Source organism: Porphyrobacter sp. ULC335 (genome assembly GCF_025917005.1).
Taxonomy (GTDB): Bacteria; Pseudomonadota; Alphaproteobacteria; order Sphingomonadales; family Sphingomonadaceae; genus Erythrobacter.
On the sequence record NZ_CP078091.1, the window covers coordinates 1,437,463 to 1,456,348 of the forward strand.

Sequence of the window (18,886 nt, forward strand, 5' to 3'; positions counted from 1 at the left end):
TCGCTGCGCTCGCCACCACCCCCCGACCCCCTCCTCTAAAGAGGAGGGGGAGATTGCGATCAGCGCGCCACGCCCATGTCGCCCGAGCTGAAGCTCTGCGGTTCGACCGCCCGGCCATGATCGCCGCGCAGGGCGTTGGCCGTGGGGCCGGGGCGGGGTGCGTGCTTGGCGAACTCCATGTGCGCGATCGAGCGGGCGTGGACTTCGTCCGGCCCATCCGCCAGACGCAGGGTGCGCTGGTTGGCGTAGCTGCGGGCGAGGCCGTAATCGTCCGATACGCCGCCACCGCCATGGGCCTGGATCGCATCGTCGATGATCCGCAGCGCCATGTTGGGGGCCTGCACCTTGATCATGGCGATTTCCTGTTTGGCCGCCTTGTTGCCGACCTTGTCCATCATGTCGGCCGCCTTGAGGCAGAGCAGACGGGTCATGTCGATATCGATGCGCGCACGCGCCACGCGCTCTTCCCAGACCGAGTGCTTGTAAACCGGCTTGCCGAACGCTTCGCGTTCCTGAAGGCGGCGGCACATTTTCTCCAGCGCCTCTTCAGCAGCACCGATGGTGCGCATGCAGTGGTGGATGCGGCCCGGCCCGAGGCGCCCTTGCGCGATCTCGAACCCGCGGCCTTCGCCGAGCAGGATGTTCTCTGCGGGCACGCGAACGTTGACCATCTCGACTTCCATGTGGCCGTGCGGTGCGTCGTCATAGCCGAACACAGGCAGGTGACGCAGGATGTTCACGCCGGGAGTGTCGATCGGCATCAGGATCTGCGACTGCTGCGAATGGCGCTGCGCATCGGGATTGGTCTTGCCCATCAGGATCGCGATCTTGCAACGCGGATCGCCGAGGCCGGACGACCACCACTTGCGACCATTGATGATGTAGTGATCGCCGTCCCGTTCGATGCGGGTTTCGATGTTGGTGGCATCCGACGAGGCGGTGTTCGGCTCGGTCATCAGGAAGGCCGAACGGACTTCGCCGTTCATCAGCGGGCGCAGCCACTGCTCCTTCTGGTCGCGTGTGCCGTAGCGGTGGAACACTTCCATGTTGCCGGTATCGGGCGCCGAGCAGTTGAACACCTCGCTCGCCCAACCGATGCGGCCCATTTCCTCGGCACACATGGCGTATTCGAGGTTGGTAAGGCCGGGCCCTTCGAATTCGAACGAGTCATCGACATGATGGTGGCTGTCATTGCGGGGCGGCATGAACAGGTTCCAGATGCCGGCCGCCTTGGCCTTGGCCTTGGTTTCCTCGACGATCGGCAGCACCTTCCAGCGCTCGCCTTCGTGCTCCTGCTGGTCATAGACTGCCATGTTGGGGCGCACATGCGCCTCGATGAAGTCGCGCACGCGATTGCGCCAGTAAAGCTGGCGTTCGGTGGGTTCGAAATCCATGGGGGTGTTCCTCTCTCGTCTTCAATTGCAATCTAATCTGCGCCAACCGTGGCAGAGCACGCGGCCAGCGCCAAGCTCTCATTTATGGGGCGCGGCACCTGCCGTTGCGGCACGCTCACCCGCGATCCGCGAAGCAAGGCGAGCCTCGTGATCGGCGCGCGTGATCGGAAAACGGGCGAGCCAGAATGCCCCAATAACCGCCAGCACGGCGGTAACCAGCAGGTAAGCCAGCGCAAGGTTGGCGACCACAGCGGGAGCGACAGCAGTCTGCGCGGTGCCCGGCTCCAGACCGATCGTTTCGACGATCAGGCTGGTAAGCAGAATGCCCCCGCCGGTCGCCGACTTCTGAATTAGCCAATTGCCCGCATAGAAGGTGCCTTCGGCGCGCTTGCCGGTGCGTTCCTCGAAGGCCTCGACGATTTCGGCCACCATTGACGTTGCCGAGATGATCGACACGACCCCGGCGGTGTTGGCGGCCACCATGAAGGCGATGAAAAGACTGGTCGACAGCGCGCCGCCGGTTTGTGGCCACCATCCGACGAGGTAGAGCACGTAAGGTGTCCCCGCGATGGCAAGCGCGGCAAGCGCGCCGCCTGCCCCGCTAAGCGGCTTGCCAAATCGGCGGTGCAGCGGACCGACCAGAACGAACATCGCCACCACCGACAGGCCCAGCGCCAAGGGGTAGAGCTTGAATGCGAGTTCGCTGAACTGCCACACATAGCGGATCACATAGAGTGTGATCGACAGCGTCACTCCCTGGCTGATGTAGGCGGCCAGTGCTCCATATGCGAAGATCACGAATGCTCGCTCACGGAAGGCTTCGATGATGTCGGCAAAGGCGAGCCGCAGCGAAAAGGGTGGCGGCGCGGATTCAGGCATCCGCGCGACATAGCTGTGCTGTCCGAGCGCCGAGCCAATGACCGAAACCAGAATGGCGACCGCGCCGACCATTCCGAACACGGCGTAGCCACCGGGCTGCAGCTGCGACTCCGGAGTCGGCAAGAACACCGTGAAGGCCAACACAGACATGGTCAGCCCGCCGACCCAGCCTGACAGGAAGCGGTACCGGAACAGCGTGGTGCGCTCCACATAATCATTGGTGATTTCAGGCACCATGCTGATCGAAGGTACCTCGCAAGCAGACAGCAGCAACCGAACGCCGACGGCCAACAGCACGATCTCCCAAAAGGTCGGCACGCCGGTGAAGGGCGGCGACCACATCAGCGCCCAGGCCATCGCCAGCGGCACTGGCGCCAAGTAGAGCCACGGCAGGCGGCGGCCCCAGCGGGTGTAGGTGCGGTCGGACAAGTGCCCGATCAGCGGATCGGCGAGGGCATCGATGATCAGCGCCGTCGCCAGCGCCGCGCCGACGATCCCGGCATCGACTCCCAGCACAAGGTTGTAGAACGGCAGCAGGAAGAACGAAAAGCCGCCGTCCTTCACCCCGAAGGCGACCGCGCCGAAGCCATGCATCAGTTTGAGCCTGCCCGGAAGCGGCCCTGCGATGATGGTCATCCGCGCCCGCCCTTGAGGCCAGGCCAATCGCCGAATCCGGACAACGTCACTCTCCCTTTTCGGTTTCGAACCTAGACCGATTGCTCGCCCCGTCAATCGGCGCGCGACTGACGCTACGGCATCGCAGAGCGCGCGATCGGCGCTTGCAGGCCCCGTCCAAATGCCACTAACGTAAGCGTCAAGTGAGAGCTTGAGAGAGGAGAGTCGGCCCATGGCTGATCTGGAAGCATTCCGCAGCGAAACCCGAGCATGGCTGGAGGCGAACTGCCCTGCCGAAATGCGCGAACCGGTGCGTGACGAGAGCGATATCTACTGGGGCGGCCGCCGTGCGACGTTCAAGAATGACGCGCAAAAGGCATGGCTCGAAGCCTGCGTGGCGAAGGGCTACACCGTGCCAAGCTGGCCCAAAGCCTATGGTGGCGCGGGTCTAAGCCCGGCCGAGGCCAAGGTGCTGCGCGAGGAAATGGGCCGTATCGGCGCGCGCCCGCCGCTCAGCAGCTTCGGCATCTGGATGCTCGGCCCGGCGCTGCTGCATTTCGGCACCGAAGGCCAGAAGCAGCGCTTCCTGAATGAAATCGCCCGCGGCGAAATTCGCTGGTGTCAGGGCTATTCGGAACCGGGCTCAGGCAGCGACCTGGTGTCCTTGCAGACCTTCGGCGAGGACAAGGGTGAAAGCTGGGTCGTCAACGGCCAGAAGATCTGGACCTCCTACGCCGATCACGCCGACTGGATCTTCTGCCTCGTCCGCACGGACAAGGCTGACAAGTATCAGGGCATCACCTTCATGCTGTTCGACATGGCGAGCGAAGGGGTGACCACCAAGCCGATCCTGCTGATCAGCGGCAACTCGCCCTTCTGCGAGACCTTCTTCGATGATGTGCAGGTGCCCAAGTCCTACGGCGATGATTGCCCGGCTTACGTGGGTCAGATCAACCGCGGCTGGGATGTGGCCAAGTATCTGCTCGGCCACGAGCGCGAGATGATTTCGGGCGCCGACGGCGGGGATCGCACCGCCGGGATAGGCGCGGCGATGAAGCGCCATGCCGCAAAGCTCGGCGATGATCTCGATCCTGTCTTGCGCGCCGAACTCGCCATGTTCGATGTTGATGCGCTGGCCTACACCGCGATGGGCGAGAAGTTCCTTGACGAGATCAAGGTCGGCAAGGCGCATCCCGCGCAGCCGAACATGATGAAGTATGCCGGGACCGAACTGAACAAGCGCCGCCACGAAATGATGATGGCGGTTGGCGGATCACGCGCTCTCGAATGGGAGAGTGACGCGACGGAAGGCGGCAAGCCGTCACGCAGCTGGCTGCGGACCAAGGCGAACTCAATCGAAGGCGGCACCAGCGAGGTGATGCTCAACGTCATCGCCAAGCGCATTCTCGATCTGCCGGGCGCTTAAACGTCATTCTCCCCTCCCGCTTGCGGGAGGGGTCGGGGGTGGGCAAGTGCAACCGCACGGAGGCCCACCCCGTTGCGACTAGGCCGCTGGCGCGGCCAAGTCTCACTCCCCTCCCGCAGGCGGGAGGGGGCATGGGAGAGGAAATTCGAATGCCCCTGTATCACAACGAAGATCAGGCGATGCTCGCCGATACCGCGCGCGGCTTCATTGCCGAGGAAGGCAACATCGCCCGGCAGCTGCGCCACTGGCGCGACCGCAATTGCAAGGACGGTTTCGGCCATGGCCTGTGGAAGCAGATGGCCGAGATGGGCTTCACCGGCATGCTGGTGGACGAGGCGGACGGCGGGCTCGGCATGGGCCATGTCGAAGCCGGGATCGTGCTCGAGGAAATCGGCCGCAACCTCACGCCTTCGCCGTTCCTGACCTCATCCGTGCTGGCTGCAACCGCACTGAAGCACGGCTCGGACGACCTCAAGGGCCGCTATCTCCCCGGCCTCATCGCGGGCGATTCGGTGTTCGCCGTCGCCATTGACGAGACCGCCAAGCATCGCCCTAGCCGCATTGCCACCCGCGCCGAGAAGTCAGGCAACGGGTTCAAGCTTTCTGGCTCCAAGAGCTTCGTCATTCAGGGCGCCAGCTCGGACATGATCGTGGTCGCCGCGCGCACATCCGGCGGGGACGAGGACGCAGACGGGATCACGCTGTTTGCCGTGCCCAAGGACGCTTCGGGGATGAGCCATGAGGTTGTCCGCCTTGTGGACTCTTCAATGGCGACCCACACCAGGTTCGATGCGGTCGAGCTGGACGGCGACGCTGTGATCGGTGAGATCGACGGCGGCCGCGCCGTGCTCGATGCCATGCTGCTCGCAGGGCGCGTTGGTGCGGCGGCGGAAGGCGTGGGCGTGGCTCGCGGGGCGATGGATATGACCGTCGACTACCTCAAGCAGCGCAAGCAGTTCGGCAAGCTGATCGGTGAGTTTCAGGCGCTCCAGCACCGCGCCAGCCACCTCTATTCCGAAGTCGAAATCGCTCGCGCGGTGACGATCAAGGCGCAGCAGCTGCTTGATGCGGGCGCGCCAAGCGCAGAGCTGATGGCGAGCGTCGCCAAGGCGAAGGTTGCCAAGACCGCGCGCCTCGCCGTGCAGGAAGGCGTGCAGATGCACGGCGGCATCGGCATGACTGACGAATACGACATCGGCCTCTACATGAAGCGCGACCGCGCGCTGGCCGAATTCCTGGGCGATGCCCACTTCCACGCGAACCGCGTGGCGACCTTGAGCGGATATTGATCACATGGACATTCAATCACTTTTCACCCTCGAAGGGCGCATCGCCCTCGTCACCGGCGGTTCGCGCGGGATCGGCAAGATGTTCGTCGAAGGCCTGATCGCGGCGGGCTGCGCGCGGGTCTACATCTCGGCGCGCAAGCTCGACCAGATGCAGGCGACGATCGACGAATTCGGAGCGGATCGCGTCATCGGCATCCCTGCCGATCTCAGCCAGATGGACGGCATGGTGAGCCTCGCCAACGAGTTGAAGGCGCGTGAGACGCGGCTGGATATTCTCATCAACAACGCCGGCGCCGCGTGGGGCCAGCCCTATCTCGAATTCTCGGAAGCCGGCTGGCACCGGACGATGGATCTGAACGTCAAGACGCCGTTCTTCCTGACGCAAAAGCTCCACGATCTGCTGGTTGCCGGCGGGAAGGCCGGGCATCCGGCCAAGGTGATCCATGTTTCCTCGATTGACGGCCAGCGCATCAATCCGTGGGAAACCTATGCCTATCAGGCGTCGAAGGCCGCTGTGATCCAGCTGACCCGGCGCATGGCGGCGCGGCTTATCCAGGACAATATCGTCGTCTCCTCGATCGCACCGGGGGCCTTCCCGTCCGAAATGAACAAGGCCGCCAAGGACGCGCCCGATACCAGTGCGTCAGGCATCCCGGCCAAGCGCATCGGCACCGCAGAGGACATGGCAGCCGCTGCGATCTATCTGTGCAGCCGCGCGGGCGATTACGTGGTGGGCGAGACCTTGACGGTCGATGGCGGCGTGGTCAACGCGCTGCTACCCAACCACTTCGCCGACCCGGCTGGCGGCGGGCACTAAGCGGCAGCAGCGCAGCGGTGATTACCAGGCGATGGTAATCCCGCTGCCCCCGCGCACACGCTTCGACATGTCGTCAATAATCGCGCTGGCCGGGATCACGCGATATTCCATCCCGGCCAATTCGGACGGCAAAGCGTTGGCATTGACCAGTCGCACCCGAAGCTGCGCCTCGTATCCCGAGGCAAAGGTGCTTCCGGACGAATAATAGCCGACAATCGTCGTGCTTAGTTCCGCCGACCGGCGCGACAGGACGACGAGGCTGTCCTTGCCTTCGCGCTGGGCCGTCATCGCTGCCCCATACATCGCCAGTTCCTCGACCACGTGAATCGGCGCTGTCTTGTGGACGAAGCGGATCGTCCAGATGTCGCTCGTGCCCTCCTGCGCGCGCGAAAGGCCGGTGTCGCTCAGGAAATAGCCGTCGCCCGCCGGCTTCATCACCGGCATCATCTTGGCCGTCAGCCGCCGGGGAAGCAGGTCGGCGATCTGCCGTGTGGTCAGCGCCATGGCCTCGCGCTTTTCCTTGGCGAGCTGCTCTTGATATTGCTTGATCGCCTCCTCTCGCGCGCCGATCTGCTCCGGCGTGGTCAGGTTGAGCCGTCCCATCACCGCCGGGAAGATCGGCAGGTCGCTGAACGGCCCCGAGGCGAAGTTAGTGAAGGCTTCGTCCGGATGGCGCGCGGGGATCCCGGCGACGAACTCGGCTGCCTGCTGCCACAGATCAAGCTTGCGCTTGCCCGCCTCGGCGTAAGGCTGGCGCTTCTCCCACGCCTGCACATCACGCTTCTTGGGCGGCTTGCCGCCTGCGCGCTGCGGGGGCAGGGCCATCGCCTCGGCCAGATCGTCGGCAGCTTCTTGAACCACCAGCGCGGCTTCCTCGGTGCGGCCCTCCATTCTCATGGCGAAGGCAAGCGCGCCGGTGACTTGCGCACGGTCTTCGATGTTTTCCAGCTGCCGCTCAGCCTCGCCCTCCATGGTCCAGCCGCCGCGCTTCTTGGGCAGGTCCCACGTGATAATCGGCGCGTAGGCAATCGCCTCGGAATAGTCTGCGCGCAGGAACGCGTCCCAGTAGAGCAGCCGCGCATTTTCAGGGGCGAGCGGCACGCTGTTGCGGAAGGAGGCGTCCGCTGTCGGCGCATCGATGCGGAACTGCAGCATGTTTGTCAGTCGCTGGATACTGGCCGACCAGGGGCGGGCCGCGCTAACCTTCTCGAGTGCGTCGAGCGCGTCCTGTTTGCGATCAAGCCTGCCAAGCGCGAGTGCCCGGAGCGCCTGATTGCCAAGGCCGAGACTGACCGCGAAGAACGGGTCGGACTTGCCGGTCTCGTCGCTCTGATCAGCGGCTTCGAGCGCAAGTTCGGGCTTCCCCGCCTGGATCGCGTGGAGCGCCTTGGCCTGCTGCAAGTGCGCGCGCCGCAGCCAATGATCGGCCAGCAGCAGCGGATCGGCGAGCGCTTTGTCGCAGGCCGTGATGCCGCGGTCACCCAACCTGATATCGGCGGCGCGCAGATCGACTGTGGCAGTTGCCAGGCCAAACATCCACGTGCCTTCGGTCATGCCGTCGGTCTTCTTGGTAGGGGCGGCGAATCCGTCGCAGGACTCGAAATCGTCTGCACGCGCCGCTTGCGGTGCTGCCATAAGCGCCGCCACCGCGGCGCAGGCCGCGAACCGATATTGCTTCATATTGCTCTTGTAGCCCCCTTGCCGATGCTGCCCATGCATCTGCATTGATGCGCATTCTGGTAGGCAATTCTCGCGAAATCAACAGCAAACCAGCGTTTCGCTTGCCGCAGCGTCGCGGTGCCGGTCAGCCCATCAACCCGCGCACAAAGGGGATCAGCCCGGTCTGGCGCTGGCGCTTCATGCGCTCCGCCTCAAGGATCGCGCGGACCTTCTCGAAGCATACGTCGACGTCATCATTGATGATGACATAGTCGTAGCCGTCCCAGTGGCTGATCTCGGCGCGGGCGCGTTCCATGCGGGCGTTGATGACCTCGGCGCTGTCGGTGGCGCGGTTCTTCAGCCGCTGGTGCAGCGCATCGATCGAGGGCGGCAGGATGAACACCCGCACCACGTCCTGCTGGTCTTTCTGGTAGAGCTGCTGGGTGCCCTGCCAGTCGATATCGAACAGAAAGTCCTGCCCCCGCTTCAGCCCGGCGCGGATCATGCCCTTGGGTGTACCGTACCGGTGGCCGAACACCTCGGCCCACTCGTAGAAATCATCCTCGTCGATCATTTGGGCGAAGCGTTCGTGCGAGACGAAGTGGTAGTGCACCCCGTCAACCTCGCCCGGGCGCGGCGGGCGGGTGGTGGCCGAGACCGAGAGCTTGATCTCGTCGTCCTTCGCCAGCAGCATCCGGGAGAGTGTGGTCTTTCCCGCACCCGAGGGCGAGGACAGGATGAACATCAGCCCCCGGCGGTGGAGCCGGTCGTCGGAATGGTGTGAGGAGTCGCCCATAGCGCCCGTTGCACCAACAGGGCGGCACTAATCAAGCGGGGATCAGGATTCGGCGTCCGGTGTCTTGCGCTTGCGCCGCTTTGCTTCAAGCCGTTTCCCGCGGTCGTAGAAGACCTTGGCGGCCAGACCACCGGCAACCACGGCGAGGCCCATGGGCGAGCGGCGGGCCAGGTGACTCGCGCCCCACAGGGCAACACTGGTGGCCAATCCACGCCCGTCGACCAGCTTGTCAGCCTTTGCCTTATCGTAGCTCCTGACGAGCATGCCCTTTTCCATCCGGTCCCGCAGCAAGCCGCCTGCAGCGCGCAGGACGATATCGGCAATGACGAGATTGGTGACCGCAACCGGACTGGGAAGCGGCAGACCGCCGGGGCCGGTCGGCTCGCTCTGAGTCGGCGAGCCAGCGGGCGTTTCGGCTTTGCCGCGCTTGCCTTTGCTCGCCCGTTTGCCCCCCGCCATCGGGCCTATTTCTTACGGCCGAAATCGATGCTGACGACGTTCGACCCGTCAGGATCGGTGTCCGGCCCGTCGTTTTCCGCGTCTTCGTGCGCTTCGGGTTCCAGTTCCTCGACCGCGGCCTGGAACTGGAGGCCGAAATCGACCGCCGGATCAACGAAGGCGGTGATCGCCGCGAAGGGAATCGTCAGTTTCGCCGGCACCTGATTGAAGGTGAGGCTGACCGAAAACTGATGCGGCAGCACTTCGAGATCCCAGAACTTGTTCTGGAGCACGATGGTCATCTCGTCCGGGAAGCGTTCGCGCAAATGCGGCGGGATCGACACGCCGGGGGCACCGGTCTTGAAGGTGATGTAGAAATGGTGCGTGCCGGGCAGCGTACTGCCGCCATCGACGATCGAGCCTAGCACCCGGCCGACCACCGCGCGCAGGGCTTCCTGCACGATTTCGTCATAGGGGATCAGGCTGTCGGGTGTGTCGCTGTTCATGGCTGGGCAGATTCGTGGCCGCACACGCGGCTGTGGTCAAGCCCTTTGGCGCATCGCTTCACGGCTTTGGCCGGGGATCGCCCGGGGGATCGCGCAAAGGATCACAAGACGTTGTCCGGCCCGGATGCGCCGCACGCTTGTCATGCGGGCCAAGCGGACTATAGCGCCGATCATGGCCAGCATCCCCGCCCGCACCGGCTCGGTAGAGCGTAACACCACCGAGACCTCAATCGCCATCGCCGTCAATCTCGACGGGACCGGCGCCTATGATGTCAGCACAGGCATCGGCTTTCTCGACCACATGGTCGAACAGTTCAGCCGCCATTCGCTGATCGACGTGACGATGAAGGTGGAGGGCGACCTGCATGTCGACCAGCACCACACCACCGAGGATTCGGCGATTGCACTGGGGCAGGCGATTAGCCAAGCGCTGGGCGACAAGGCGGGTATCGGGCGATATGGCGCGGCCTATTCGCCGATGGACGAGACCCTTTCGCGGGTTGCTCTGGACATTTCCGGGCGACCCTATCTGGTGTGGAAGGCCAAGTTCACACAGGAACGCCTCGGCGAATGGGACACCGAGCTGATCGAGCACTGGTTCCATTCCGTTTCGCAAAGCGCCGGGATCACGCTGCACATGGAGCTGCTCTACGGCAGCAACAACCACCACATCTGCGAGAGCCTCTACAAGGGCTTTGCCCGCGCGATGCGGCAGGCGGTGGAGCGCGATCCGAGGAAGGGCGGGGCGATCCCGAGCACCAAGGGGCAGCTCGGTGGCTGAAGTCATCGCCCTCGTCGATTACGGCGCGGGCAACCTTCATTCAGTGCACAACGCCTTGAAGGCGGCGGGGGCCGAGGTCACCGTCACCGCCGATCCTTTCGTGGTGCGCGCGGCGGACCGCATCGTGCTCCCCGGCGTTGGTAGCTTCAAGGCCTGTGCCGAGGGGCTCGCCGCGATCCCGCACATGATCGAGGCGATGACCGAGCGGGTGCAGGTGGGCGGCGCGCCGTTCCTCGGCATTTGCGTCGGCATGCAACTGCTGGCGACCCGCGGGCTTGAGCATGGCGAGACCCACGGCCTCGGCTGGGTGCCGGGCGAAGTGCGGCTGATTCAACCCTCGGACCCCGCAATCAAGGTGCCCCACATGGGCTGGAACGACGTTGCGATGCTCCCCCATGCGCGGGATCACGAGGTGATCGAGGAGGGGGAGGCCTATTTCCTCCACTCCTACCACTTCGTTGCCACTGATCCGCAGCATGTTGCCGCCATGACCGACCACGGGCAGGGGCTCGTGGCAGCGGTCGCCCGAGACAATATCATCGGCGTGCAGTTTCATCCGGAAAAGAGCCAGGCCTACGGGCTGGCGACGCTCCGGCGCTTTCTGGAGTGGTATCCGTGATTGTATTTCCCGCCATCGACCTCAAGGGCGGCCAGGTCGTCCGCCTCGCGGAAGGCGATATGGAGCGCGCCACGATCTACGGCGATGACCCGGCTGCGCAGGCGCTGATCTTCGCCGAGGCCGGGGCCGAGCACCTCCACGTGGTCGATCTTGACGGCAGCTTCGCGGGCGAAAGCCGTAACCGCGCGGCGGTCGAAGCCATCGTGGCGGCCTTCCCGGGCTATGTGCAACTGGGCGGCGGCATCCGCGATGCCGCGGCGGTCGAGGGCTGGTTCAACCTCGGTGTCGCCCGCGTGGTGATGGGCTCGGCGGCGCTCAAGAACCCCGAATTCGTCAAGGACATGGCCCGCGAGTGGGAGAACGGCATCGTCGTCGCGGTGGACGCGAAGGACGGGATGGTCGCGACCGAGGGCTGGGCGGAAGTCTCCGACGTCCCCGTCACCGACCTCGCCCGCCGCTTCGAGGATGCGGGCGTCGCCTCGCTGCTGTTCACCGACATTGGCCGCGACGGGCTGCTGAAGGGCGTGAACATCGAGGCGACCGTCGATCTCGCCCGCCGCGTAGACATTCCGGTGATCGCCAGCGGCGGTGTGAAGGGGCTGGACGACATCCACATCCTCTCGCTCCACGCGCACGAGGGGATCGAGGGGGTGATCACAGGGCGCGCCCTCTATGAAGGGCGGCTCGATCTGGCGGCGGCGATCGCGATGGGCGCGCGGGCGGCATGACCGTCCGCATCCGCGTCATCCCCTGCCTCGACGTTGCCGATGGCCGAGTTGTCAAAGGCGTCAATTTCGTCGACCTCAAGGACGCGGGCGATCCCGTCGAGCAGGCGCGCGCCTATGATGCGGCCGGCGCGGACGAGCTGTGCTTTCTCGATATTTCAGCCAGCCACGAAGGGCGCGGAACGCTGCTCGACATGGTGCGGCGCACGGCGGAGGTGTGCTTCATGCCGCTGACCGTCGGCGGCGGGGTGCGCAGCGCCGATGATGCGCGCGCGCTGCTGCTGGCGGGGGCAGACAAGGTGGCGGTGAACAGCGCAGCCGTCGCCCGGCCCGAACTGGTGGGCGAAATCGCCTCGCGCTTCGGCAGCCAGTGCGTCGTCGCCAGTGTGGACGCGCGCCGCACGCCGCGCGGGAACTGGGAAATCTTCACCCACGGCGGACGCAAGCCGACCGGGATCGATGCGGTCGAGTATGCGCTGAAGGTGGCAGGGCTGGGCGCTGGCGAACTGCTCGTCACCTCGATGGACGGGGACGGCACGAAGCGCGGCTATGACCTCGATCTCACCCGCGAGATTGCCGACGCCGTCAGCGTGCCGGTGATTGCCAGCGGCGGGGTAGGGAGCCTCGATCATCTCGTCGACGGAGTGGTGAAGGGCCACGCCAGCGCGGTGCTGGCCGCCTCGATCTTCCACTTCGGCCAGCACACTATTGCCGAGGCGCACGCGGCCCTGCGCGCAGCAGGCTTGCCCGCGCGCGGGGTTTGACCGAAAGTAGCCGCATGGACACCCTCACCCGCCTCGAAGCGACCATCGCCCAACGCCTCATGGCTTCCCCTGAGGAAAGCTACGTCGCCAAGCTGCACGCCAAGGGGCTGAATAAAATCGCGCAAAAGCTGGGCGAGGAAGCGACCGAGACGGTCATCGCCGCGCTTGCGGGTGACGACAAAGAGCTGGTCGGCGAAGCGGCGGATGTGATCTTCCACCTCATGGTGCTGCTCGCTGAAAAGGGCGTGAAGCTTGAACAGGTGCTCGCCGAACTCGACCGCCGCGAGGGGCTGTCAGGCCTCGAGGAAAAAGCCAGCCGGAGCGAATAAATGCCAATCGACCCGACCCTTCCTTACGACGACAACAACATCTTCGCGAAGATCCTGCGCGGCGAAATCCCGTCGCGGAAGGTCTACGAGGACGACTGGGGGTTCGCTTTCGAGGACATCAACCCGCAGGCCGAGGTGCACACGCTGGTGATCCCCAAGGGCCGCTATGTCAGCTGGGACGATTTCAGCGCCAAGGCCTCGGATGCCGAGATCGGCGGGTTCGTACGCGCGGTCGGCGAAGTCGCCCGCATGAAGGGGCTGGTCGAACCCGGCTACCGTCTGCTCGCCAATATCGGCCAGCACGGCGGGCAGGAAGTGCCGCATCTGCACGTGCACATCTTCGGCGGGGAGTCCCTTGGCCCGATGATCGCCCGCCGAGGATAGAATGACGCCCCTCCTTTTCAAAGGAGGGGTTGGGGGTGGTTGCGCGTGCTGAAGGCTCGCGCCTTTGCAACGCACCACCCCGCTGCGACTAGGCTCGCTGCGCTCACCAAGTCTCGCGCCCCTCCTCTCAAGAGGAGGGGGGGGGCTGGCGATATTTCCCCTCGTTTCACCGGCATTCATCGACAATTCGCAAGACCTGCCTTTGCAGCGAATCCCCGCTGCGCTAGGTGGCGCTTGATGACCTCTCCCAACCCTCCCGGCGGCATCCTCGATGGTGCGCGGCATCTCTATGCCGTTCGCGTCTATTACGAGGACACCGACCTTTCGGGGATCACCTACCACGCCAACTACCTGCGCTGGTTCGAGCGCGCCCGCAGCGATCTGCTGCGGTTGCTCGGCATCGACCAGCGTGGAGCAATCGAAAGCGGCGAGGGGGCCTATGCCCTGTCCGAGGTCAATCTGAAGTACCTTCGCCCCGCAAAGCTTGATGACGATGTCGTAATCGAAACCCGCTGCACCGAACTGGGCGCGGCCTCGTGCCGGATGCACCAGATCGCGCGGCGCGGTGATGACGCGCTGTGCGAGGCTCACCTCCGGGTTGGCTTCATTACCCTCGACGGCCGCCCGCGCCGCCAGCCTGCCGAATGGCGTGCCGCCTTCCAGACTTTCATGAACAAGGACAATTGAACCCGTGACGCTCGCCCTGCTCAGCGCCGCTGCTGCTCCGACCCGGCTCGATCCCGTCGAGCTGTTCCTTCAGGCCGACATCATCGTCCAGGCCGTGATGATCGGCCTGATCCTTGCCAGCGTATGGGTGTGGATGATCATTGTCTCCTTCTCCATGCGCATCGGCGCGCTGGGCAAGAAATCGCGCGAATACGAGGGCGAGTTCTGGGAACAGCGCGATCGTGAGGCGCTGCTGACCAAGCAGGTGCGCAAGGAAGTGCCCGCCGCGCGGGTCGCCGCCGCCGGGCTCGACGAATGGCGCAAGTCGACGGCCAAGCAGCCGGTCGACCGCGATGCCACGCGCCAGCGGATTGCGGCGGTGATGGAAAGCCAGATCGCCGAGGAAGCCGATGAACTCGCCGGACGGCTGAACTTCCTCGCCACGGTCGGCTCGGTCGCGCCCTTTGTCGGCCTGTTCGGCACGGTGTGGGGGATCATGAACTCCTTCTTCCAGATCGGCGCGCAGCAGAGCGCATCGCTCGCCGTCGTCGCCCCCGGCATTGCCGAGGCGCTGTTTGCGACCGCCATCGGCCTGTTCGCCGCGATCCCGGCCGTCATCGCGTACAACCGCTTCGGCGGGGCCGTGGACCGCTATGAGGCGGGCCTGCAACGCTTTGCCGACCGGCTCCACACCGGCCTCAGCCGCGAGCTGGACCGCGCCTGATGGGGATGAACCTCTCTTCCGGGCGCAAGGGCAAGCGCACCCGCCGCGCCGCGATGGCCGAGATCAACGTCACCCCGCTGGTCGACGTGATGCTGGTGCTGCTGATCATCTTCATGGTCACGGTCACGCTGCCTGCCGTTGGCGTGCCGGTCGAGTTGCCGGAAAGCCGCGCCGCAGCGGTCGAAGAGAAGCCTGACCAGATCACCATCTCGATCGACCGCGCGGGCGTCATCTATATCGAGGACGAGGCTGTGGCCGCAGGCGGTCTGCCTTCGGCGCTTGAAGCGCTGGATCGCGGGGGCGAGCAACCGCTGGTTGTGCTGCGCGGTGATCGCAGCCTTGATTACGGACGGGTGATGGCGGTGATGGGCGAGCTGGGCCGTGCAGGCTTCACCTCGATCTCGCTGGTCACCGATGGTTCAGTTTCGGCCCCATAGTCCCGGTGCAGTGATGGGTGAAATTGCGCTCCATAATGAAGAGAAGCTCGGCCTTGCCGCGGCCGTGGTGCTGCATGGCGCGCTGGTGGCTGTGTTGCTGATGCAGACGGTGCGCAGCGAAGTTTCTGTATTCCCGGAGCGCATGACGGTCAGTCTTGCGACCGAAGTGGGCCTTGAAGCGGCATCTCCCGATCCGGTTTCCGAAAGCCGTGCCTCGATAGCGCCGACGCTTGACGACAATCCCGCTCCTGCACCCGATCAGGCCAAGCCGGAGCCGGCCACGCGCGTCGCCCCCGTTCCGCCCAAACCGGCCACGCGCACCGCCACCAGCCAGCCCGCGCCGACGCGGGACCGCTCGCGTCCCGATCGCACCCCGCCCCGGCAAGCTGCCACCACTCCGCCAAAGACTACGCCGAAGAGCGGCGGCGGCAGCCGGATCGGTGACGATTTCCTCGAGGGCAAGGGAAGCTCGACCACCACCTCCGAAACCCGCGCACCCGCCGCGACCTTCGGCGCCAAGGAAGCCGCCGATCTGCGCTCGGCAATATCGCGCCAGATCAAGAAGAACTGGACCGCGCCGAATGGGGTGGAGGCCGAACTGCTAGTGTCGGAGGTTAGCTGGAAGTTAAACTCGGACGGCACACTGAAAGGCCGTCCGACCTGTCGTACCAAGCCGGAAAGCATTACGACCAGCAACCGACCGCAAGCCGCCTTGCACTGTGAACGCGCCATCCGGGCAGTGCAGCTTGGCGACTTTTCCAATTTGCCCAAGCAATTCTATAGCCGCTGGGATGATCTCGTGTGGCAATTCGACCGAAGGCTCTGACATGACCAATAAGCTTATCCTCCTTCTGTCCGCCGCCCTTGTCGCCGCGCCCGCCGCTGCGCAGGATCTCGGCGCGCCGATTGGAGAAGATCAGCAAGTGGAGAGCGTCGCTATCGATGGCGAGGATGATGGCCCGCTGCGCGGCACCGTCACCGATGAAAGCGCGTGGTCCGACATCGGCATCGCTATCCCGGCCTTCGCCACCGACCGTGAGCGGGCCACGCCTGCCAACGAAGCCGGGACCGGCGCACTGGGTCGCGAAGTTGCGCGCGTCATTACCGCCAACCTGCGCAACAACGGGCTGTTCAAGCCGGTCGGGCCCGACAGCCTGCCCCAGCCCGCCTTCGCCCAGATCCGCACGCCTTCCTATGGCACGTGGAGCGGGCAGGGCGCAGAAATGCTGGTGCAAGGCTATGTCACCGCGCGTGACGATGGGCGGCTGGTGGTCGGCTGCTATCTCTATGACGTCCAGCTCCAGCAGCAGCTGGTGCGCGAGGGCTGGGTGGTCGCGCCCGGCGACTGGCGGCGCGCTGCGCACAAGTGCTCCGACCTCATCTTTTCGCGCCTGACCGGCGAGAGCCCGTTCTTCGACAGCCGCATCGCCTATATCGCCGAGACCGGGCCGAAGGATCGCCGCGTGAAGCGGCTCGCGGTGATGGACAGCGACGGCGCGAACCATCGCTTCCTCACGTTGGGCAGCGCCACCGCGCTAACCCCGCGCTATTCGCCCGACTATTCGAAGATCCTCTATCTCAGCTATGTCGACGGCAACCCGCGCATCTATGTCTATGACATCGGCACGGGCAAGCAGACGCTGGTGACCGAAAACCGTAACCCGACGATCGCCCCGCGCTGGTCGCCCGATGGCAAGTCGATCCTCTATTCCATGGGTGTTGCCGGGAATACCGACATCTACCGTGTCCCCGCCACGGGCGGGGCGAGCGTCAAGCTGACCGATAATCCGGGGATCGACGTAGGTGGTTCCTATTCGCCCGACGGCACCAAGATCGTCTTCGAAAGCGACCGTTCGGGCAGCCAGCAATGCTATGTGATGGACGCGGACGGCAAGAACCAGAAGCGCATCAGCTTCTTCGGCGGGCGCTGCGCCACGCCGGAATGGAGCCCGCGCGGGGACCAGATCGCCTTCACGCGGATCGCAGGCGACTTCAATGTTGCGGTGATGAACACCGGCGGCGGCGGGATGCGCGTTCTGACCAAGGGGTGGCAGGACGAGGCCCCCACCTGGGCACCCAATGGCCGCATCATCCAGTTCTTCCGCACGGAAAAGAACACCGGGCGTTCAGGAATATGGCAGGTCGATCTGACCGGTCAGAACGAACGCCGTCTGCCGACCCCTGTTGATGCCTCGGACCCCGCATGGGGCCCGATCCGCCCCTGACTATCCACGTGAAAGGAACGAAAGCGATGAACACCAAGCTTGCGACCATTCTGCTGCTGGCCTCGGCCACCGGCCTTGCCGCCTGTTCGAAGAAGGCTCCGACAACACTGCCGCCCGAGCCGGTGCAGACCCCGCGTCCCGACACCCAGCCGACGCCGACGGTGCAACCCACCGGCCCGACCGTCGGCACGCAGCAGCACTTCGCCGCAGCCGTGGGTTCCTCGACCACGATCTATTTCGATACCGATCGTTACAATGTCGACACGCAGGATGCCGCCGCACTTCAGGCACAGGCGCAGTATTTCGCGCGCTATCCTCAGATCACCTTCACCATCGAAGGCCACGCCGACGAGCGCGGCACGCGTGAATACAACATCGCGCTCGGCGAAAAGCGCGCGACCGCTGCCAAAGCCTATCTCGTCAGCCTCGGCGTCGATGCGAACCGCATTGCGGTGGTGAGCTACGGCAAGGAGCAGCCGATTGCTCTGGCGTCCAACGAAGCGGCGTGGGCGCAGAACCGCCGCGCCGCCTCGGTTATCATCAACTGATCAGCTATGGAGCAGGCCGGGCGAAAGTTCGGCCTGCACCGCAACAGGCGCATCGAAGCCGGCCAGATCGCGTGCGCCGGTGACCACGCACAGGCTGGCCAGCGCGAGCACGCAAAACAGGCTGGAGAGGGTCAGTTGCTGGCTCATCGGTCCGGTCTTTCAGGCGCGGCGGTCAATCCGCTCGCGTGGGTCTACTGCGATGCAACATTTCACATTGCAACTGGTTCCCGCATTCTCACGCCTTCCCATTACGGGCTAGTGCGCCTAGATTGAGCGCGTGAGACAATCGACCAACGACATACTGATCCGCACCTTCGGGAACCGCTGGTGAGCGGCGCGCGCCGCTCAATGGATTGGGGCTTCCCGCGCTGGCGGCCCTATGGCTCCTCGCAGGAGGCGACCAATGTCCGCATTTGCGACCGGCATGGCTGCGACGAGCCGGGCAATTGCCCTGCGCCCAAGGCGCCCAACAGCCCCGACCGCTGGTATTTCTGCCAGAAGCACGCAGCCGAATACAATTCCAAGTGGGATTACTTCGAAGGGCTGGAAGCCGCCGAAAAGGAAGAGCGCGCCAAGGCCGAACGGCAGGAAAGCGCAGGCTATGCCGAAAGCGCGCATTACGGCTGGGCCGGATCGGGCGATGGCTCGCGTTCGGCGGACGAGATGCGTGCGCTGGAAGTGCTTGGGCTGGAAGCCGACGCCGATTTCAACGCGGTGAAGAAGGCCTACCGCGCCCGGGCCAAAGAAGTGCACCCCGATGTGAAGCCCGGCGATGCCCAAGCGGCCAAGCAGTTCCAGCTGATCCAGACCAGCTACGAAGTCCTGCGCGCTGCCGAGGAACGCCGCGAGTGGCGCGGCTGATCGG

The 18,886-nt window shown here is 64.9% G+C and carries 23 protein-coding genes; 16 read left to right on the forward strand and 7 right to left on the reverse strand.

Features of this window, described 5'->3' with window-relative positions; translation table 11 throughout:
* Positions 1-59: 59 nt before the first annotated feature.
* Together KVF90_RS07010 and KVF90_RS07015 are read right to left on the reverse strand one after the other, a co-directional pair.
* Positions 60-1,394: an acyl-CoA dehydrogenase family protein gene (locus KVF90_RS07010; protein ID WP_264394129.1), complete on the reverse strand. Its 1,335-nt coding sequence runs from the start codon at positions 1,392-1,394 to the stop codon at positions 60-62.
* A 78-nt stretch (positions 1,395-1,472) separates the two neighbouring features.
* Entirely contained in the window at positions 1,473-2,909 is a 1,437-nt protein-coding gene (locus tag KVF90_RS07015; RefSeq protein ID WP_264394130.1) for an MFS transporter, read from the reverse strand.
* 211 nt (positions 2,910-3,120) lie between these two features.
* Here KVF90_RS07015 and KVF90_RS07020 point away from each other — a divergent pair, with 211 nt between their 5' ends.
* The 3 genes from KVF90_RS07020 (at position 3,121) to KVF90_RS07030 (ending at position 6,420) form a co-directional block, all read left to right on the forward strand.
* Positions 3,121-4,314, forward strand: a complete 1,194-nt coding sequence (locus KVF90_RS07020) for an acyl-CoA dehydrogenase family protein (RefSeq protein ID WP_264394131.1) — start codon at positions 3,121-3,123, stop codon at positions 4,312-4,314.
* A gap of 149 nt (positions 4,315-4,463) precedes the next feature.
* On the forward strand, positions 4,464-5,603 hold the full coding sequence (locus KVF90_RS07025) for an acyl-CoA dehydrogenase family protein (RefSeq protein ID WP_264394132.1): 1,140 nt from the start codon (positions 4,464-4,466) through the stop codon (positions 5,601-5,603).
* A gap of 4 nt (positions 5,604-5,607) precedes the next feature.
* Positions 5,608-6,420: an SDR family oxidoreductase gene (locus KVF90_RS07030; RefSeq protein WP_264394133.1), complete on the forward strand. Its 813-nt coding sequence runs from the start codon at positions 5,608-5,610 to the stop codon at positions 6,418-6,420.
* Positions 6,421-6,441: 21 nt separating this feature from the next.
* On the opposite strand, the gene KVF90_RS07035 is transcribed toward KVF90_RS07030, so the two are convergent.
* The 4 genes from KVF90_RS07035 to KVF90_RS07050 all read right to left on the reverse strand — a co-directional run bounded on the left by KVF90_RS07035 (position 6,442) and on the right by KVF90_RS07050 (position 9,819).
* Complete coding sequence (locus tag KVF90_RS07035; protein WP_264394134.1) at positions 6,442-8,100, reverse strand: hypothetical protein; 1,659 nt, start codon at positions 8,098-8,100, stop codon at positions 6,442-6,444.
* Positions 8,101-8,224: 124 nt separating this feature from the next.
* Positions 8,225-8,875 carry a guanylate kinase gene (gene gmk, locus KVF90_RS07040; RefSeq protein WP_264394135.1) on the reverse strand — a complete coding sequence of 217 codons (651 nt, stop codon included), beginning with the start codon at positions 8,873-8,875 and terminating at the stop codon, positions 8,225-8,227.
* A gap of 42 nt (positions 8,876-8,917) precedes the next feature.
* Entirely contained in the window at positions 8,918-9,334 is a 417-nt protein-coding gene (locus tag KVF90_RS07045; protein WP_264394136.1) for a hypothetical protein, read from the reverse strand.
* Positions 9,335-9,339: 5 nt separating this feature from the next.
* The gene (locus KVF90_RS07050) at positions 9,340-9,819 is read right to left on the reverse strand and encodes an SspB family protein (RefSeq protein ID WP_264394137.1); all 480 of its coding nucleotides are present in this window, start codon (positions 9,817-9,819) and stop codon (positions 9,340-9,342) included.
* A gap of 172 nt (positions 9,820-9,991) precedes the next feature.
* Between KVF90_RS07050 and hisB the strand changes: the two genes are divergently transcribed.
* The 12 genes from hisB (at position 9,992) to pal (ending at position 18,021) form a co-directional block, all read left to right on the forward strand.
* Entirely contained in the window at positions 9,992-10,600 is a 609-nt protein-coding gene (gene hisB, locus KVF90_RS07055; RefSeq protein WP_264394138.1) for an imidazoleglycerol-phosphate dehydratase HisB, read from the forward strand.
* Positions 10,593-11,219 carry an imidazole glycerol phosphate synthase subunit HisH gene (hisH, locus tag KVF90_RS07060; RefSeq protein WP_264394139.1) on the forward strand — a complete coding sequence of 209 codons (627 nt, stop codon included), beginning with the start codon at positions 10,593-10,595 and terminating at the stop codon, positions 11,217-11,219. Before hisB ends, hisH begins: the two co-directional genes overlap by 8 nt.
* Complete coding sequence (gene hisA / locus KVF90_RS07065; RefSeq protein WP_264394140.1) at positions 11,216-11,947, forward strand: 1-(5-phosphoribosyl)-5-[(5-phosphoribosylamino)methylideneamino]imidazole-4-carboxamide isomerase; 732 nt, start codon at positions 11,216-11,218, stop codon at positions 11,945-11,947. Before hisH ends, hisA begins: the two co-directional genes overlap by 4 nt.
* A complete protein-coding gene (gene hisF / locus KVF90_RS07070; protein ID WP_264394141.1) occupies positions 11,944-12,708 on the forward strand; it encodes an imidazole glycerol phosphate synthase subunit HisF in 765 nt (254 codons plus the stop codon). Before hisA ends, hisF begins: the two co-directional genes overlap by 4 nt.
* A 14-nt stretch (positions 12,709-12,722) precedes the next feature.
* Entirely contained in the window at positions 12,723-13,037 is a 315-nt protein-coding gene (locus KVF90_RS07075) for a phosphoribosyl-ATP diphosphatase (RefSeq protein WP_264394142.1), read from the forward strand.
* Positions 13,038-13,421, forward strand: a complete 384-nt coding sequence (locus KVF90_RS07080) for a histidine triad nucleotide-binding protein (RefSeq protein WP_264394143.1) — start codon at positions 13,038-13,040, stop codon at positions 13,419-13,421.
* Between the two features lie 237 nt (positions 13,422-13,658).
* The gene (locus tag KVF90_RS07085) at positions 13,659-14,108 is read left to right on the forward strand and encodes a YbgC/FadM family acyl-CoA thioesterase (protein WP_264394144.1); all 450 of its coding nucleotides are present in this window, start codon (positions 13,659-13,661) and stop codon (positions 14,106-14,108) included.
* Between the two features lie 4 nt (positions 14,109-14,112).
* Entirely contained in the window at positions 14,113-14,811 is a 699-nt protein-coding gene (gene tolQ / locus KVF90_RS07090; RefSeq protein ID WP_264394145.1) for a protein TolQ, read from the forward strand.
* Positions 14,811-15,248, forward strand: coding sequence for an ExbD/TolR family protein (locus KVF90_RS07095; protein WP_264394146.1), 438 nt, complete (start codon positions 14,811-14,813; stop codon positions 15,246-15,248). Before tolQ ends, KVF90_RS07095 begins: the two co-directional genes overlap by 1 nt.
* A 13-nt stretch (positions 15,249-15,261) precedes the next feature.
* Positions 15,262-16,074 carry an energy transducer TonB gene (locus KVF90_RS07100; RefSeq protein WP_264394147.1) on the forward strand — a complete coding sequence of 271 codons (813 nt, stop codon included), beginning with the start codon at positions 15,262-15,264 and terminating at the stop codon, positions 16,072-16,074.
* 1 nt (position 16,075) lies between these two features.
* Positions 16,076-17,473 (forward strand): Tol-Pal system beta propeller repeat protein TolB, encoded by a 1,398-nt coding sequence (gene tolB, locus KVF90_RS07105; RefSeq protein WP_264394148.1) that lies wholly within the window; start codon positions 16,076-16,078, stop codon positions 17,471-17,473.
* A 26-nt stretch (positions 17,474-17,499) separates the two neighbouring features.
* On the forward strand, positions 17,500-18,021 hold the full coding sequence (gene pal, locus KVF90_RS07110; RefSeq protein ID WP_264394149.1) for a peptidoglycan-associated lipoprotein Pal: 522 nt from the start codon (positions 17,500-17,502) through the stop codon (positions 18,019-18,021).
* On the opposite strand, the gene KVF90_RS07115 is transcribed toward pal, so the two are convergent.
* Positions 18,022-18,168, reverse strand: a complete 147-nt coding sequence (locus tag KVF90_RS07115) for a hypothetical protein (RefSeq protein WP_264394150.1) — start codon at positions 18,166-18,168, stop codon at positions 18,022-18,024.
* Positions 18,169-18,348: 180 nt separating this feature from the next.
* Here KVF90_RS07115 and KVF90_RS07120 point away from each other — a divergent pair, with 180 nt between their 5' ends.
* On the forward strand, positions 18,349-18,882 hold the full coding sequence (locus KVF90_RS07120) for a J domain-containing protein (protein WP_264394151.1): 534 nt from the start codon (positions 18,349-18,351) through the stop codon (positions 18,880-18,882).
* The last annotated feature ends 4 nt before the right edge of the window (positions 18,883-18,886 follow it).